Origin of the sequence: Archangium sp. (assembly GCF_036388035.1) — a bacterium.
Lineage (GTDB): Bacteria > Myxococcota > Myxococcia > Myxococcales > Myxococcaceae > Archangium.
Genome location: NZ_DASVSO010000443.1, coordinates 1 through 16223, shown reverse-complemented (window position 1 = coordinate 16223; position 16223 = coordinate 1). Strand labels below are relative to the sequence as shown.

General features: G+C 70.5%; 11 protein-coding genes. 9 read left to right on the top strand and 2 right to left on the bottom strand.

What is annotated here, in order from left to right:
* Positions 1 to 706: 706 nt before the first annotated feature.
* The 4 genes from VF697_RS18005 to asnB all read left to right on the top strand — a co-directional run bounded on the left by VF697_RS18005 (position 707) and on the right by asnB (position 4974).
* On the top strand, positions 707 to 1654 hold the full coding sequence (locus VF697_RS18005; RefSeq protein WP_331096622.1) for a glycoside hydrolase family 43 protein: 948 nt from the start codon (positions 707 to 709) through the stop codon (positions 1652 to 1654).
* 66 nt (positions 1655 to 1720) lie between these two features.
* Complete coding sequence (locus VF697_RS18000) at positions 1721 to 2035, top strand: YciI family protein (RefSeq protein ID WP_331096620.1); 315 nt, start codon at positions 1721 to 1723, stop codon at positions 2033 to 2035.
* Between the two features lie 74 nt (positions 2036 to 2109).
* A complete protein-coding gene (locus VF697_RS17995; protein WP_331096618.1) occupies positions 2110 to 3033 on the top strand; it encodes a zinc-dependent alcohol dehydrogenase in 924 nt (307 codons plus the stop codon).
* Between the two features lie 15 nt (positions 3034 to 3048).
* Positions 3049 to 4974, top strand: a complete 1926-nt coding sequence (gene asnB, locus VF697_RS17990) for an asparagine synthase (glutamine-hydrolyzing) (protein ID WP_331096616.1) — start codon at positions 3049 to 3051, stop codon at positions 4972 to 4974.
* Between the two features lie 17 nt (positions 4975 to 4991).
* Here the strand turns inward: asnB and VF697_RS17985 are convergent, their stop codons facing one another.
* Positions 4992 to 5645 (bottom strand): hypothetical protein, encoded by a 654-nt coding sequence (locus tag VF697_RS17985; RefSeq protein ID WP_331096614.1) that lies wholly within the window; start codon positions 5643 to 5645, stop codon positions 4992 to 4994.
* Positions 5642 to 6061 (bottom strand): hypothetical protein, encoded by a 420-nt coding sequence (locus VF697_RS17980; RefSeq protein ID WP_331096612.1) that lies wholly within the window; start codon positions 6059 to 6061, stop codon positions 5642 to 5644. The genes VF697_RS17985 and VF697_RS17980 overlap by 4 nt, the downstream gene beginning before the upstream one ends.
* Before the next feature lie 303 nt (positions 6062 to 6364).
* On the opposite strand from VF697_RS17980, the gene tssK reads away from it, so the two are divergent.
* The 5 genes from tssK to tssC all read left to right on the top strand — a co-directional run bounded on the left by tssK (position 6365) and on the right by tssC (position 16080).
* On the top strand, positions 6365 to 7699 hold the full coding sequence (tssK, locus tag VF697_RS17975; RefSeq protein ID WP_331096610.1) for a type VI secretion system baseplate subunit TssK: 1335 nt from the start codon (positions 6365 to 6367) through the stop codon (positions 7697 to 7699).
* A gap of 151 nt (positions 7700 to 7850) precedes the next feature.
* The gene (locus VF697_RS17970; protein ID WP_331096608.1) at positions 7851 to 8522 is read left to right on the top strand and encodes a DotU family type IV/VI secretion system protein; all 672 of its coding nucleotides are present in this window, start codon (positions 7851 to 7853) and stop codon (positions 8520 to 8522) included.
* Entirely contained in the window at positions 8519 to 12640 is a 4122-nt protein-coding gene (locus tag VF697_RS17965; RefSeq protein WP_331096606.1) for a type VI secretion protein IcmF/TssM N-terminal domain-containing protein, read from the top strand. Before VF697_RS17970 ends, VF697_RS17965 begins: the two co-directional genes overlap by 4 nt.
* The gene (tssA, locus tag VF697_RS17960; RefSeq protein WP_331096604.1) at positions 12637 to 13728 is read left to right on the top strand and encodes a type VI secretion system protein TssA; all 1092 of its coding nucleotides are present in this window, start codon (positions 12637 to 12639) and stop codon (positions 13726 to 13728) included. The genes VF697_RS17965 and tssA overlap by 4 nt, the downstream gene beginning before the upstream one ends.
* Positions 13729 to 13815: 87 nt before the next feature.
* Positions 13816 to 16080 carry a type VI secretion system contractile sheath large subunit gene (gene tssC, locus VF697_RS17955; RefSeq protein ID WP_331096602.1) on the top strand — a complete coding sequence of 755 codons (2265 nt, stop codon included), beginning with the start codon at positions 13816 to 13818 and terminating at the stop codon, positions 16078 to 16080.
* Positions 16081 to 16223: the final 143 nt, after the last annotated feature.

The following is a 16223-nucleotide window of genomic DNA, read 5'->3' as shown; positions in this document are numbered from 1 at the left end:
GGCAGCCCCAGGTGCTCCAGAATGGCGCGTACCCCACCGGGTGCAGTCACGTCCGCCAAAACCCGTCGCCTGCCTCCACAGCTCACGCAGGCGAACACGTCCAAGTCGAACGTCCTTCTGAGCAGCTCGGCCCAATTGACTCGCGGCGTCCTCTCCTTCAGCAGCTCCTTGCTGGCCGCTGCTTGGGGCGGGAAGGCCGCTGACGGGAGCCGTCCGAGGTATGCGCCCGGCCGGTGGAGAGGCCGCGCAGCTCCTTTGGGGACACGTCAGCCCTCGCCCCGACCCAAGCGCCACCACCCGTGGGGGCGGTGGGGAGGCCACCCGGGCCTGGCAGGCGAGGTCCAAGGGGACCAAAAAAGGACCAAATCGAATGGACGCGCCTGGACTCGCCCGGACAGACAGGTGCTCCGTTTCCAGAGGGAAAACAGGGGTGGACCTCTGGTCCCGAGGGAACGCGGATCCGCCCTTCGCGGCTTCGATTCCCGCAGCCTCCAAGCAGTGGTAACGCCGCCAGGTAGCGGGCCCAGCCCCCCGCGGGCACGACCACGGTGCGCGCGCCCACCACCCGCACCCGTCCGAGCCGCTGGGAGCTGTGCCGGGGTGGCAGGGGGGACAGTGCGGCCCGCGAAGGCATGCAGTACTGGAGCGTGTCACCAAGACGCTTCTATGTCGCGGGCGAGGCCCCTCACGTTGTAGTCATTCCGTCATGTCCACTCGCTACTGTAACCCGGTGCACGACGCCTACTTCGCGGACCCCTTCGTCCTGCGGGTCGGGGAGGGCTATGTCGCCTATGGCACCGGCCGTGTGGTCGACGGCCGTGCCTTCGAAGTGCTCACCTCGTCTGACCTCGTCACCTGGCGCAGTGTGGGGGGAGCGCTCGAGCTGCTGCCCCCGGAGGCCGGAAGCGACTACTGGGCGCCGGAAGTCGCCGAGGCTCACGGAAAATGGTGGATGTACTACTCCGTGGGACATGGGGACGCCGGCCATCATCTGCGGGTCGCGGTCGCCGACCGGCCCACCGGCCCGTTCGTCGATCAGGGCGTCAACCTCACCCCGGATGAGCGCTTCGCCATCGACGCGAGTCCCTTCCAGGACGAGGACGGCACCTGGTACCTCTTCCACGCTCGGGACGTGCTCGAGGGCGATCGGGTGGGCACCATGCTCGCCGTCAACGTGCTGGATGGCATGACCCGGCTGCGCGGGCCGAGCCGCACCATCCTGCGCCCCAGTGACGACTGGCAGGTGTTCCGGCGCGAGCGGAAGATGTACGGGCAGGTCTACGACTGGCACACGCTCGAAGGCCCGTTCGTCCGCCGATACGGGGGCCGCTACTATTGCTTCTACTCCGGCGGCTCATGGTTGGAGCCAACGTACGGCGTCGCCTACGCCGTGGCCGATCACCCGCTCGGGCCCTGGGTCGAGCCGACCGGCATCCCCCCGTTGCTGCGGACCGTGCCGGGCAAGGTGATTGGCCCCGGGCACAACTGCGTGGTCGCCGGCCCGGACGGGCAGGACGTCATCGTCTACCATGCGTGGGATCCGGGGCAGACGGCTCGCCGGATGTGCATCGATCCCATCCTCTGGGGCGAGGACGGGCCCCGAGTGCTCGGGCCGTCCTTCATGCCGACCTGGCTTCCTCGCGCGGGCGAATGACCCGCGGCGCTCGCCAAGAGACGCGAGGGCATGGCAACCTGCGCCGCCCAAACCAGGAGCAGCCCCATGCCTTCCAGTCTCTTCTTCGTTCGCCTCGTCGCCAATCGTCCCAACTTCGCGATGTCCATGACCGCCGACGAGCAGGCCACGATGCGCGCGCATGGCGAGTTCCTCCAGGGCCAGCTCGCCGCCGGCACGCTGGTCGTGGCGGGCCCGGTGTTCGACCCCGCGGGCGTCTTCGGGATGGCCGTGTTCGAGGCGGAGTCGATGGAGGAGGTCCGCCGCCTGCTCGAGCGCGATCCCGCCAAGGCCATTGGGCGCCACGAGGTCTCGCCCATGGGCCCGAGCATCGTCCGGCCGGCGCGTCCCGCGGGTTCCTGAGCTAGCATGGGCCGCGCGGTGCGGCTCCAGGGGGGCCGGATGCCACTCCACGTGGCCGCACCCTGGTGGGACGCATGAAGGCTCTGGTCAAGGACGAACGCACGGTGGTGCTGCGCGAGGTACCCCGGCCGGGGGTAGCGCGCGAGGATGACGTCATCATCCAGGTGGCGGTGGCGGGCCTGTGCCGCACCGACGTGTACGTGGCCGAGGGCCGCCTGCCCGTGCGCCCGCCCCTGGTGCTGGGCCATGAGCTGGCCGGCACGGTGGCCGAGGTGGGCCGGGCGGTGCGCGACCTGACACCGGGCGAGCGTGTCACCGTCCACCCGCTGCTGGCGTGTGGGGACTGCCCCGGGTGCCAGCGGGGCGGCCGGTGCGGGCGGCCGACGCAGCTCGGGGTGCACCACGACGGGGCCTTCGCCGAGTACGTGCGGGTGCCGGCCTCGGCGGTGTACCGGCTGCCTCCGGGGTTGCCCTTCACGCTGGGCGCCTATGTGGAGCCGGTGGCCGCGGCGCTGGGCGTGCTGGAGGCGGGTCCACGGCCAGGTCAGCGGGGGCTCATCTACGGGGACAACCGCATCGCCCAGCTCACGCGCCGGGTGCTGGCGGCCCACGGCCTGGGCGAGGTGCCGCTGTACGCGCCACGTGGCGGAGAGCGACTGGCGGCGGACGCGTACGACTTCATCATCGAGACGGAGCTCTCGGACAAGGCCCTGGCGGACATGCTGGAGGCGCTGCGGCCGTGCGGCACGCTGGTGCTCAAGAGCCGGCGGCACGAGCCGGTGGCGCTGCCGGTGGCGCGGGCGGTGCTCAAGGACGTGACGCTGAAGGCGGTGTCCTACGGCCCCTTCTCCGAGGCACTCGCGCTGCTGGCCGGGGGCCGGTTGAAGGTGGACGACCTGCTGGGCGAGGTGCACCCGCTGGAGGCCTACGCGGCGCTCTTCGCGGCGGCGGGCCGCAGTGAGGAGCGCAAGGTTTTCTTCGCCCCGGGCAGGGGCTGAGGAGGAGCGACGGACGTGTGCGGGCTGGTGGCGTGGTACTCGGAGGAGCGGCCCGTCCAGGCCGAGGCGCTGCACCGGGCGGTGAGCGCGTTGCGCCACCGCGGGCCGGACGGCGAGGGGCTGTGGGTGTCCGGAGACAGGCGCGTGGCGCTGGGACACCGGCGGCTGGCGCTGGTGGACGTGGCGGGCGGGGCCCAGCCGCTCTCCAGCGAGGACGGGGCCGTGCGGGCCATCGTCAACGGCGAGCTGTACGGGCACGAGCGGCTGCTGGCGGAGCTGGAGGCCCGGGGGCACCGCTTCCGGACGCGCTCGGACAGCGAGGTGCTGGTGCACCTGTACGAGGAGCACGGCGCCGGCTGCCTGCGCCACCTGCGCGGCGAGTTCGCCTTCGTGCTGTGGGACGGGCGCAACCGGCTGCTGCTGGCGGGGAGGGACCGCTTCGGCGTCAAGCCGCTGTGCTACGCGCAGGTGGACGGCGGGCTGTGGCTGGCCTCGGAGGCGAAGGCGCTGCTGGCGGCGGGGTTGCCCGCCACGTGGGATGAGGGGGCCTTCTTCCATGCGGCGAGCCTCCAATACGTGCCGCCGGATCGGACGCTGTTCGCGGGCGTGAGGCAGGTGCCACCCGGGCACGTGGTGTTGGCGGTGGACGGGCATGTGCGGGTGCGTCGCTACTGGGACCTGGATGTCCCCCGCCTGGAGGGCGCACGGCCGGTGCGCACGGAGGCGGAGTGGGTGGAGGGGGTGCGCGAGCGGCTGGAGGAGGCCGTCCGGCTGAGGTTGAGGGGGGACGTGCCGGTGGCGTTCCAGCTCAGCGGGGGGTTGGACTCGAGCGCCGTGGTGGGGCTGGCGGCGCGGGAGGTGGCGGGGCCGGTCCACTGCTTCACGCTGGCCTTCGAGGCGGAGGGCTATGACGAGCTGGCGCTGGCCGAGGAGACGGCGGCGCGGGTAGGGGCGGTGTTGCACCCGGTGCGGGTAGGGCAGGAGGCGCTGGTGGAGGGCCTCCCCGAGGCGGTGGCGCAAGGGGAGGGGCTGGCCATCAACGGGCACCTGATGGCCAAGCACCTGCTGAGCCGGGCGGTGCGCGAGGCGGGCTTCAAGGTGGTGCTGACAGGGGAAGGCTCGGACGAGGTGTTCGCGGGCTACCCGCACCTGCGAAGGGATCTGCTCCTGGAGGGGGCGGCGGGGCCGCGGATGGCCGAGCGGCTGGGGAAGCTGGAGGAGACGAACCTGGCGTCCGCGGGGGTGCAACTGCCCGAGGGCGAGTCCCTGCCGCTGGAGGCGGTCCGGAGGGCACTGGGTTTCGTGCCGGGCTTCCTGGAGGCGAAGGGGACGCTGGGCAGACGGGTGCACGGGGTCCTGACGGAGGAGTACCTGCGGCGCTTCGAAGGGAGGGACGCCTACGCGGTGTTGATGGCGGGGGTGGACGTGGAGGGGCAGCTCGAGGGCCGACACCGGGTGGAGCAGTCGCTGTACCTGTGGACGAAGCTGGCGCTGGCCAACTACATCCTGCGCACGCTGGGCGACGGGATGGAGATGGCGCACGGAGTCGAAGGACGACTGCCCTTCCTGGACGGCGAGCTGTATGACTTCGCGCGCGCGGTGCCGATGGAGCTGAAGATCCGGGGGCCGGTGGAGAAGTACGTGCTGCGCGAGGCGATGCGGCCGTACCTGACGGAAGCCGTCTACCGGAGGCAGAAGCACCCGCTGATGGCGCCGCCCCTGACATTGTTTGGCTCGGCGAGGGCGCAGGGCCTGGTGCAAGACGTGCTGCGCAGCCGAGCCTTCCAGGCCCAACCTTTCTTCGAGCCGGGGAAGGTGCTGGCGTTGCTGGAGCGGCTGCCAACACTCACGCCACGGGAGCGGGTGGCGCAAGAGCCGGTGCTGATGATGGCATTGACAACCGCCCTGTTGCAGGAGCGCTACCGGCTCTCGGGCGTGTGAGCCCGGCACCCACGCCGCTAGCGAGGCACTCCCGGCAGGACCATCCCAGGCAGTGTCCGGCCGTGCTCGGAGCGCATGGAGAGGGAGCGCGTGTCGATGAGCAGGAGGGCGTGCGTGCCCCCCTCGTCGGCGACGTACTCCCAGTCACCGTACATCATCCGTCCCTGGAAACCCTCGCGCAGGCCGTAGCTCCATTCCGAGGCCGCCAGCTTGTATCCCTGCTCCCATGCGTCCGAAGGTGAGTGCACCACCATCTGATCGCCTTCCACCTCCACCACCTTGCTGGCGATCCGCCGCGGATCCTTCTGGGGAGGTTTGCGCACCGCCCGGAACTTGAGGGTGGCCGGCCCCGGTTCGAACTTCACCCGCAGCCAGTCCGGTCCCGCCTCCACCACCACGCCCGGCGTGCCCGCGCGGATGTGGAGCTCCTCCCGCTCCTGTCCCTCCAGCACTTCCAGCCGCGCCTCCGGCGTCACCTCGTGCTCGACGTGCTCCACCCGTCTTCGCAGGACGAGGTCGTGCGAGACGTAGAACTGCAATCCCATCAACTCCTCGGCGCCGAGGGAATGTGCCTCCTTGAGCGCGTAGGTGAAGGGCACCCGGTGGGCGCACGCCGGCAGCGTGAGCACCCCGAGCAAGAGCAGACATCTGCCCCATCCCGTCCGGCTCATGGCGCTCCCTGCTCCTGCACCAGAGAGACTTCCTGGCGCCCCAATTCCAGCCGCACGGGGCGCTCGGGAGAGAAGGGGTAGCGGTGGGGCCCTCCTGCCCGGTAGCGCACGAAGAGGAACGCCTCCGTCGTCCCAGGACGCACTGGCAGGGACAGCGGTGGCACCTGCTGGCCAGGAATGAATTCCCACAGCACCTCGTCCAGTACGCCAGCGTTGGCCCGCAGCACCGTCTCACGCGCCGCGAACCACTGCGCGGCCGTGAGCCCCCGCAGCACCGGGGCTACCCGCCCATCGCGCACCAGCACGACGGAGAGCGCCACCGGGTTGTCCTCGTTCGCATCCGGCGCCAGCACCACCCGCAGGTCGAGCCGTCCGACGACGCGGCCCGCCATCGAGCCATCCACCATTTCCACCATCTTCCCCCCACGTATGACTGGAGCGCACGCCCATGGCCCACAGGTAGCGAAGGCACACAGGAGAGCAGGGAGCGACCGCATCGTCTTCACAAGGCGGGAGCGCACCATCATCACTTCTCTTTTTCAGGCCACTCCGCCAGTGAGTCAAATTTGTACTCCCCGCATGCAAGTGTTTGATTGTTAAACAAACACGCATCGCCGTATAAAATTGACATATCCCAAACGTCCTCTATCTCTTTTGGGGAGTCGTGCCTGACGTTGTCGACCGCACCCTCGCGGCATTGATTGACACAGGAGGACGCCATGCCCATTCCGGCCGCCGTGCAGTGGACCGAGGGGATGTTGCTCGCGCCCCAGCACTTCCAACAGCAGGCGCTCCGCCACGAGGAGCTCCTCCACCATCACCTGCGGCAGCTCGCCCCGTTCCACTGGGGCGTGTCCCACCTGGCCTACGACGAGCTGCTGCTCAAGCAAGGCGTCCTCCGGGTGCAGGAGCTCGATGCCGTCATGCCCGATGGGCTCGTCGTCGAGTACCGCTACACCGAGGAGGACCGGCTGGAGCTGGTGCTCTCCGAGGACGACAAGCAGCTCCTGGCCAAGGGTCCCCACCGGCTCCACCTGGCTGTCTTTGGCAACAAGCGCTCCGGGGCCGGCCCCGACAGTGGGCGCTACCGCTATGCCTCGTTCGTCAGCGAGGCGCTGCTCGACGAGCACACCCGCGATCTGCCGCTGCGCATCGCCCAGCAGCGCCCCTGGCTGCGGCTCAGCCTGGGCGAGCCCCGGCCCGACGACTGCTCGCTGCCCCTGCTCGAGCTCAAGTCACTGGGCACCTCCTTCGCCGCCGTGAGCGAGTTCATCGAGCCCCGGCTGACGGTCCCCGAGAGCTCCACCCTGGGCCGGGTGTGCGTCCGGGTGGCGCGCCGCATCCTGCAGAAGGCCCTCTACCTGCGCAGCAGTCTGCAGGGGCCCACCGCCTCGGCGGACAGCGGCCTGCGTGAGCACCACCGGCGCCTCATCCACTACCTGGTGGCCGGGCTGCCCGCCTTCGAGGCGCTGCGGCGCACCGGCGTGGCCCATCCCTTCGCCCTCTACACCGCGCTGTGCACGCTGGCCGGTCAGGTGGCCGCGGTGGGCAGCGATCCCGTCCCGCCCGGCTTCATCTCCGGCTATCGGCACGATCGACTGCGCGAGTCCTTCGATGAGATCGTCAACTTTATCTTCCGCTGCCTCGAGGAGGGTATCCCCGAGCACTTCCACCGCATCCCCCTGAGAGAGAAGGGGGATGGTTTCTCCCTCCTCTTCGCGCAGGAGTGGGCGGGCCGGAAGCTGGTGCTGGGGGTGGAGGGTGCCCCAGGCGCCTCGCCCGGGGACACCAAGGGCTGGGTGGAGGGCTGCCGCATCGCCACCGCGCGCCAGATGCCGGAGTTGCGCAACAACCGCACCCTCGGCGTGGGCCGCCGGCACGTCGACCACCGCGAGGGCCTCATCCACCAGGGCAACCTGCTCCTCTTCGAGCTGGACCACCTCGCCACCCGCGCCCTGCGGCCCGGCGAGCTCCTGGAGCTGGAGAACACACACAACGGCAAACGGCAGGAACCACATCCCGCCCAAGCCGTCCTCTACGTCAGCAAGGACTAGGACGCGGGATTCAGGGTGCTGGGGGGACAGCCTGATGGATTTGCTACTGCTACACCGCTCACCATTGCTGGAGAGCGCCCGCCGCTTTCTCGAGGGCGTACTTCATCTCAAACACGAGGCCAGCGCGCCCACTTATCTGGCGCGCACGGACATGACTGTCCGGACGACCTCCTTTCCCGACGTGCGTGGGGGGCTGCAGGAGCTGCTGCGCACGCACCTGGCGGACTTCGGCCGCCGAGCCGGCGAGACGGAGGAGCCACAACTCCCTCCCGTGCGCTACGCGCTGGTGGCCTTCGCCGACGAGGTCTTCATCCACCTGCGCTGGCCCGGCCAGGACGCCTGGCGGCGGCAGCTGCTCGAGGAGGAGGTGTTCCACACCCACGAGGCCGGCCAGCGGCTGTTCGAGGAGATCAAGGCGCTGCTGGCCAGCCGTGACACCGCGCGGGTGGAGACGGCCATCGTCTACCTCTTGGTGCTGTCGCTCGGCTTCCAGGGCAGGTACCGCGGCACCGGGGAGAGCGCCCAGCTCGAGGAGTGGCGCCGCCGGTTGTTGAGCTTCATCTCCTCTCAGTTGGACCGGCGGTTGGAGCTGAACGGCGAGCCGCTCTTCTTCCAGGCCTACGAGGCTACCCGGAGCCTGGGGGAAGATGAGCGGGAGCTGCATGGCCCCGAGGGCCGGCGGCTCGCCAGCCTGTGGCCCTGGTTCGCCCTGCTCGCCGCGGTGCTGGTGCTCTACACCGTGGGGGGCCACTTCCTGTGGCGCGCGGAGACGCAGCGCCTGCGCAACGCCATCAGCTACATCCGGGGAGGCAGCGCCCCGTGAGCCTCCTCTCGCTCCTCCTCGGCCTGTCCGCCCTGGGGCTGACCGTGCTCCTGGCCGTCGTCAGGGTGAGGCGGCGGCAGCGGCCCACCCCGGTGGCAGCCACTCCCAGCAAGGAAGCCCCCACGCCCGGCGCCCCCCAGGACGGAGGCCCGCCGCGCCCGCGCCGGGAGGCACTCACCGACGCCCTCGAGCGGTTGGAGCACAGCGGCGCCCACCTCTACCGGGTGCCCTGGTGCCTGATGGTGGGCGAGGAGGGCTCGGGACGCAGCGCGCTGCTGGCCAGCGCGATGCGCGAGCGTCAGTACGGGCGGCCCGATGACAAGGCCCTGACGGAGGACGGCTGGTCCTTCTGGTTCCTGGACGAGGGGCTCGTCATCGACGTACGCGGCGCCCTCCTCGTGGAGGGAGCGGCCCGCGCGGAGGCCCTCGAGCTCATCCGCCGTGCCCGGCGGCGGCGTCCCATCGACAGCGTGGTGCTCACCATCTCCGCCTCCGACCTGGATCGGCCCGAGGCCGAGGTGCGCGCCCGGGCCGAGAAGCTGTGCCACGCCCTTCGCGCCATCCACGACACGCTGGGCGTGCGCTGCCCCATCTACGTCCTCATCACCCAGGCGGACGCCATCCCCGGCTTCTCCGCCTTCTGCCGGGCGCTGCCCTCGCCCATGCGCGAGCACATGTTCGGCTGGTCCAGCCCGAACCCGCTGACGGCCCCCTATGCCACCACGTGGGTGGACGAGGCCATGGACACCCTCTACGGCAGCCTGTGCCGCGCCCAGCTCGCGCTGCTGTCCGTCGGCGGGGAGCCCCTGGAGGACGAGAGCGTGCGCGACGGTGCCTTCACCTTCGCCGCCGCGCTGCGCGCCCGCACGGAGCCGCTGCGCCTCTTCCTCGACAGCTGCTTCAAGGCCAGCGTCTACGAGGAGCACCTCTGGCTGCGCGGGCTCTATTTCTGTGGAGACCCCTCGTCCGCGGCGTCCCGGGGCTCCACGCCCGTGCGGCCCCTGGCCTTCCTGGGAGACCTGCTGCGCAAGAAGGTGTTTCCCGAGCGGCGGCTGGCGCGTCCGGCGATCCGGAGCTGGTCGCACAATCAGCGGTGGGTGAGGGCCCTGCGCTGGACGCTGGCCACCACCGTGCTCGTCACCGTGCTCGCGCTGGCGGGGGCCTGGTGGAGCCTCCAGCGAGACGTGGCGCCCATCACCTCCATTTCCGAGGAGCTGGCCAACGAGGTGGTGTTGCGCCGCGCGACCTCCCGCCCTGGAGGGGCTCGCGGTGAGGCCGACTGGAAGCGCCAGCGGGACGTGGCCCTCAAGGTGCTCGGGCGGATGGGGGAGCTCCACTCCCTGGAGTGCGCCCACCCGTGGCTGCCCAGCTCGTGGGTCACCGACTTCGACGAGGACCTGCGCGAGGCCCTGTCCATCACCTTCTCGCAGGTGGTGCTGCCCGCCCTCCACTCTGGCCTGGTCCGCAAGCAGGCGGAAGTGCTGGCGGCCGGGGAGTCCGGCGTCGCGGCACGGCCCGAGGGCAGTCTCCAGGCGGCGCCAGTTCCGCGGGCCGTGGAGGTGCTCTCCCCGGAGCAGTTCGCCGAGTACCAGGCCCTGCAGGCGCTCCTCGTGCGGCTGGAGGAGTACCGCGTGCTGGCCCAGGCCTACGAGCGGTTGAGGAGGGGAGGGGGGTCCGCCGGCGCCACCTCCACCCCGACACCGGCCCCGGGAGACAGCCCGCTCCGGGTGAACGATCTGGAGCGCCTCGTCCCGCCCCTGCTCGGGGCGCCGCTGCCCCCCGCCTACCTCCAGCGCCCCGGCCTCTATGAGCCCTCGCTGGCGCGCGCCACGTCCGAGCCCCTCGTGGAGCCCGCCGACATGCTCGCACGGCTGCGCGGCCGGACCGAGCTGCTCGCCAAGCGGCTGTCGGAGCGACTCTTCAGCCGGGACAACCCCCTCGAGCTCCACGTGCGCGACATCGTCGAGCAGTTGGCGGCGCTCCAGACGAACACCTCTCCCGACGAGGCCTTCCAGCACCTGGCCGACGCCCTCCGCCGGGTGAACCACGACCTGGAGTTGAAGGCGGCCGAGTGGATCAGCCGCGCGGAGCTGGACCCCTCCCTGCGCCACCTGGCGGAGCCCCTGCGCAAGTCGGGCTTCCTCGCCCCAGAGCGCTCCTCCTCGGGCCTCGGCGACCTGGAGGACCGGTGGAGGGTGGGGCTCGCCCAGCTCCAGCGACGGCTGCGCGAGAAGTACGAGGTGGGCGGCCTGGGGCCCGTGCTGGTGCTCTCGGAGGGCCCCACCGGCCGCTTCGAGCTCGGCCCCAACTACCTCCAGCTCAAGGAGCTCATCGACAGCCCCTTCACCCAGGCGTTGATGAAGCAGGACGCGGCGCAGGCGCCCCCGGCGAGCCCGGCGGCGGGCCCCATCCGCGTCTTCTGGAGCGAGGAGGGGCTGGACCAGGCCCTCGAGCAGGTGGAGGTCTACAACCTCTTCATCCAGGAAGTGGATCGGCGCTTTCCCTCCGAGGTGGGGAGCGTGCTGCGCGCCAAGGCCCGGGTGGTGCTGGAGCGCCGCCTGATGGAGCAGGTGGAGCGCTCGCGGCGCATCGAGGCCGCGCCCCGCGCCCTCTCCGCGGCCAGTGCGCACCTGACCCTCTCGGAGATGTCCGCCGAGCTGGCCAGCCTCAAGCGCGCGGCCGGGCGGCTGCGGGAGCTGCTGGACACCTATGAGCAGCTGGAGTTCACCCAGGCCAAGGGCGTGCTGAGCGGGCAGATGGGGGAGCAGGCCGAGGGGTTGCTGCGGCGCGTGGACGCCGTGTTGGAGCACGACGCGCTCTACACCCCGGACCCGCGGCTGACGCGCTGGCGGGGCAACGAGCCGCCGGCGTTGGAGGCCTTCGATGTGCCCGATGCCGGGGGCCTGGCCCTCTACCTCAAGGTGCAGCGCGAGCGCGTGGGCCTGCTGGCGCGCGAGTACGCCTCCATCCCCGTCTCCCTGCTGGAGGCCGTGTCCGAGGACACCGAGCCCCCTCCACTGCTGGTGAAGTGGCGAGGCATCCTCACCGAGCTGGGGCGGCGCGAGAAGATGGCTCCCGGCAACTCCGTCCAGGTCCTCGAGGACTTCATCCTCAAGGACATGCTGGAGACGGGCCGCGAGCGCTGCTCGGCCCGGATGCTCCGTGCCAAGGACGGCGGGGACTGGTTCCTGGGCAGGATGGACCTGCTGCGCGCCACCCTGCGCCGCCGCTGCGAGAGCTTCCAGGCCGAGGCGGTGCGGGAGTCCTATGCCCAGCTCGCCACCCGCTTCAACGACACCCTGGCGGGACACTTCCCCTTCGCCGCCGAGACCGACGTGTCTCCCCTGGGCGATGCCTCGCCCGAGGACGTGCGCGCCTTCTATCGCGCCTTCGATGCCTTCCGCGCGGAGCTGGATGCGCTGCTCGGCCTCGATGGCCGCCGCGCGCGCCGCGCGGGCCCGCTCTCCCAGGACATGTGGGACTTCGTCTCGCGCGTGGAGGAGGCGCGCGGCTTCTTCACGCCGCTGCTGGCCAGTGGCGATGGCGAGGCGCGCTACACCGTGCGGATGGAGCCCCGGATCAACCGGCGCTTCGAGCTGCGCGCCAATCAGATCATCGAGTGGCAGCTCGAGGTGGATGGCCGGTCGGTGGCTGATCGTGCCGCGACCTGGGAGCCCGGAGCGCCGCTGCGCGTGGCCTTCCGTTGGGCCAAGGATGCCCCCTACGCGCCCGCCCCGGATGGGCAGCCGGGGGGGGCTCTCCTGGGCGGGAACGAGACGCTCACCTTCGAGTACGGCGGCACCTGGTCCCTGCTCCGGCTGTTGCGTGCCCAGCAGGGCCCTCGGGGCGAGCTGGAGCGCAAGGAGCGCGCCCGGCCCCATGTGCTGCGCTTCATGATGCAGGCACGGGAGAAGGCCCGCGACAAGGCGGCGGCTTCCGCCACCCGCGAGCAGGTTCGCGCCTTCCTCCGGCTGGAGGTCTCCTCCCTGGACGGCAAGGCGCCCCTGGAGGCGCCCCTCCAGTGGCCCGTGCGCGCGCCACTGTCCGTGGAGGACGTCCGCGAGGACTTCTCCTCGGAGTTCCCACTGCACCCTGGCGACCGGAGAGCCGACCGATGACGACGCCCACCCCGTTCTCCCCGGACGTGGAGTCCCTGCTTCTCCCCATCGCTCCAGACGCGCCCGCGGGTGGCCCGCTGCGCTACGAGGGCACGTACGATCGCATCCAGGAGGCGCGCCGCGAGGACGACGCCTCGCTGCCCCAGGGGGTGTGGAAGGCCCCGCTCAAGAAGGCCAACTGGTCGCAGGTGGCCACCCTCTGCCAGGAGGCGCTGCGGCAGAAGACGAAGGACTTCCAGCTCGCCGCCTGGCTGCTGGAGGCCTGGCTGGAGCTGCACGGCTTCCGTGGCGTGGAGGCCGGCCTGCGGCTGATGGTGGGACTGGCCGAGCGCTTCTGGGACACAGCCTGGCCCGCGCTGGACGCGGAGGACCCCACGGGCCGCCTCGCGCCACTGGCCTGGCTGGACGAGAAGGCGGTGCTCCGCCTCAAGGGCATTGCCCTCGTCCGGACGCAGGGGACCGAAGCGGTGACCTACAGCTACGCGGACTGGGAGGCCGCCACCCACCGGGAGCGGACCGTGCGCGGGGGCACTCCGCCCAAGTCCGCGACGAATGGGCCGGAAGCGGTGACGCAGGCGCGCTTCATGTCCGCGGTCTCCCTCACCCCGGCCTCCTTCCTCTCCGGGCTCGCCCGTGACGTGGGGGCCGCGCTCGATGCGGCCATCGCGCTGGAGCAGGCCTTCGACTCCCGCCTGGGCCGCGCCCAGGCCTCGCTGCACCGCTTCAGGGCCCTCCTGGGCAGCCTGCGCGACCTGCTCGTCTCCCTGCGCGGCGCGGCGGGCACGGCGGCCGCGTCCACTCCCGAGGGAGCGGAGGATGCGGCGGCGGCTCCCGAGGATGCTCCCGAGGCGCCCCGGGGGGGCGGCCCCATCCGGGACCGGATGGATGCCTACCGGCGGCTCATCGAGGTGGCGGACTACCTGCTGCGCACCGAGCCTCACAGCCCCACGCCCTATCTCATCAAACGCGCTGTCTCCTGGGGCGAGATGCCCCTCGGACAGCTCCTCCAGGAGATCGTCCAGACACCGCAGGATCTCAAGGCCATCTACTCCCTGCTGGGGATGCGCGAGCAGCCGCCGCAGAAGTGAGCAGGGCCTGTCTGGTTTCACCCTGGGCCGTACATCGGCCCTGTCGTCGCAGTCCGAGCAGTCCAATCACTCACAAGCGAGGGAACCATGGCAGTCTTCTTGGATAGTGGTCAGCACTGGGTGGGACGGAACAAGCCTCCGCGCGTGCAGATCACCTATGACCTGGAGGCGGGGGGCGCCACCGAGAAGCGGGAGCTGCCGCTCGTCGTCGGCGTGCTCGCGGACCTCTGCATCCAGCAGAAGCCCGACTTCCCCAGGCTGAAGGACCGCAAGTTCGTCGAGATCGACAGGGACAACTTCAACGATGTCCTCAAGCAGCTCAACCCGTCGCTGACGCTGCGCGTGCCCAACCGCATCCAGCAGGGGGGAGAGGATCTCGAGGTGGAGCTGGGCTTCAAGGGCATCGAGGACTTCGAGCCGTTCTCGGTGCTCAAGCAGGTCAAGCCGCTGGAAGGCCTGCTGGAGGCACGCAAGAACCTGGTGAACCTCATCGCCAAGCTCGATGGCAACGACGCGCTCAACGCGGCCATCAAGCGGCTCAACGAGCGTCTGCGCGAGCTGATCGCCGGCAAGGAGGAGGAGCGGACGCAGTTCAAGACCCGGCTCGTCGCCGAGCTGGACGCCCAGATGACCGCGCTGCGCGCCCAGGAGAAGGAGCCCTCGGTGGAGGGAGGGGCTACGCCCCCGGCGGCGAGCGCGGCTCCCGCGGGGGAGGAGACGACGCCCGCGGGGGAGGGGACGACGCCCGCGGCGGGCGGCACCGCGGCCCCTGGCCCCACCCGGGTGGATCCGTCCAAGGCCAGGGAGCCCCAGGAGTTCGCGCGGGCGCTCATCGACGCGAAGCTCACCCGCACCGCGCTCCAGAACGAGGGGGCGCGCAACATGCTGAATGCCTTCGTCGAGCAGTTCCTCGAGCAGGCGGAGAAGTTCGCCCTCGAGAAGGCTCAGCACGACACCCTCGAGCGCCAGCAGCACACCCGGGAGGCCGAGGAGCAATGGCGCCTCCGGCAGGAGGAGACGCGCAAGAAGCTGGAGAACGACATGGTGACGATGCTCCACCACCGCATCGCGCTCATCGATCTCCACATGAGCAACCAGCTCAACGCCATCCTCCACGCCGAGGACTTCCGCAAGCTGGAGTCCACCTGGCGCGGGCTGCACTACCTGGTGATGCGCTCGGAGACGGGATCGCACCTGAAGATCCGCGTGCTGAACGCCAGCCAGAAGGAGCTGCTCAAGGACCTGGACCTGGCCACCGACTTCGACCAGAGCGTGCTCTTCAAGAAGGTGTACGAGGAGGAGTATGGCACCTTCGGCGGGCATCCCTTCAGCGTCCTGCTCGGGGACTACTACTTCGGCCGCCACCCGGAGCACATCAAGCTGTTGAAGATGATCTCCAACGTGGCCGCCGCCGCCCACGCTCCGTTCATCTCCTCGGCGCACCCGAGCCTCTTCGACATGGAGAGCTTCACCCAGCTCGACGGGCCGCGGGACCTGGCCAAGCTCTTCGAGAGCTCGGACATGCTGGAGTGGAGGAGCTTCCGGGAGGCGGAGGACTCGCGCTACGTCACCCTGACGCTGCCGCGCTTCCTGCTGCGCCTGCCCTACGGCCGCGACACCGTTCCGGTGCAAGGCTTCGACTACGACGAGCAGGTGGACGGCAACCGCGCCGAGCAGCACGAGCACTACGTGTGGGGCAACGCCGCCTACGCGCTGGGGGCTCGCATCACCCAGGCCTTCGCCCTCCACCGCTGGTGCGCCGCCATCCGCGGCGTGGAGAACGGCGGCCGGGTGAACGATCTGCCCGTCCACACCTTCAAGACCGACGCGGGCGACAGGATGGCCAAGATTCCCACCGAGGTGGCCATCACCGACCGTCGCGAGAAGGAGCTCAACGACCTGGGCTTCATGTCGCTCTGCTACCGCAAGGCGGACACCTACGCCGTCTTCTTCGGCTCGCAGACGGTGCAGAAGTCGCGCCTCTACGACACGCCGCAGGCCAACGCCAACGCGCAGATCTCCGCGCAGCTGCCCTACGTGCTCGCCGCCTCCCGCTTCGCCCACTACCTGAAGGTGATGATGCGGGACAAGATCGGCAGCTTCACCACGCGGGAAGCGGTGTCCATCTACCTCAACCGGTGGATCTCCGATTACGTCCAGCTCAACGACGAGGCCGCCCCGGACGTCAAGGCGCGCCAGCCGCTGCGTGAGGCCCGCATCGACGTGATGGAGGTGCCGGGCCGGCCCGGTGCCTACCGTGCCATCGCCTTCCTGCGGCCCCACTTCCAGCTCAACGAGCTGAGCGCCTCCATCCGGCTCGTCGCCGAGCTGCCCGCGCCGGCCGCCAGCTAGTCCCGTCCCCACCCCCAGTCAGAGAAAGAAGACGACATGCAAAACATCTATCTGCAGTTCATTGGCGTCGAGACTCTCAAGGGCGAGTCCACGACGACCGAGGGCAAGGACAAGATCGAGCTCCTGTCCTACAGCCACGGGGT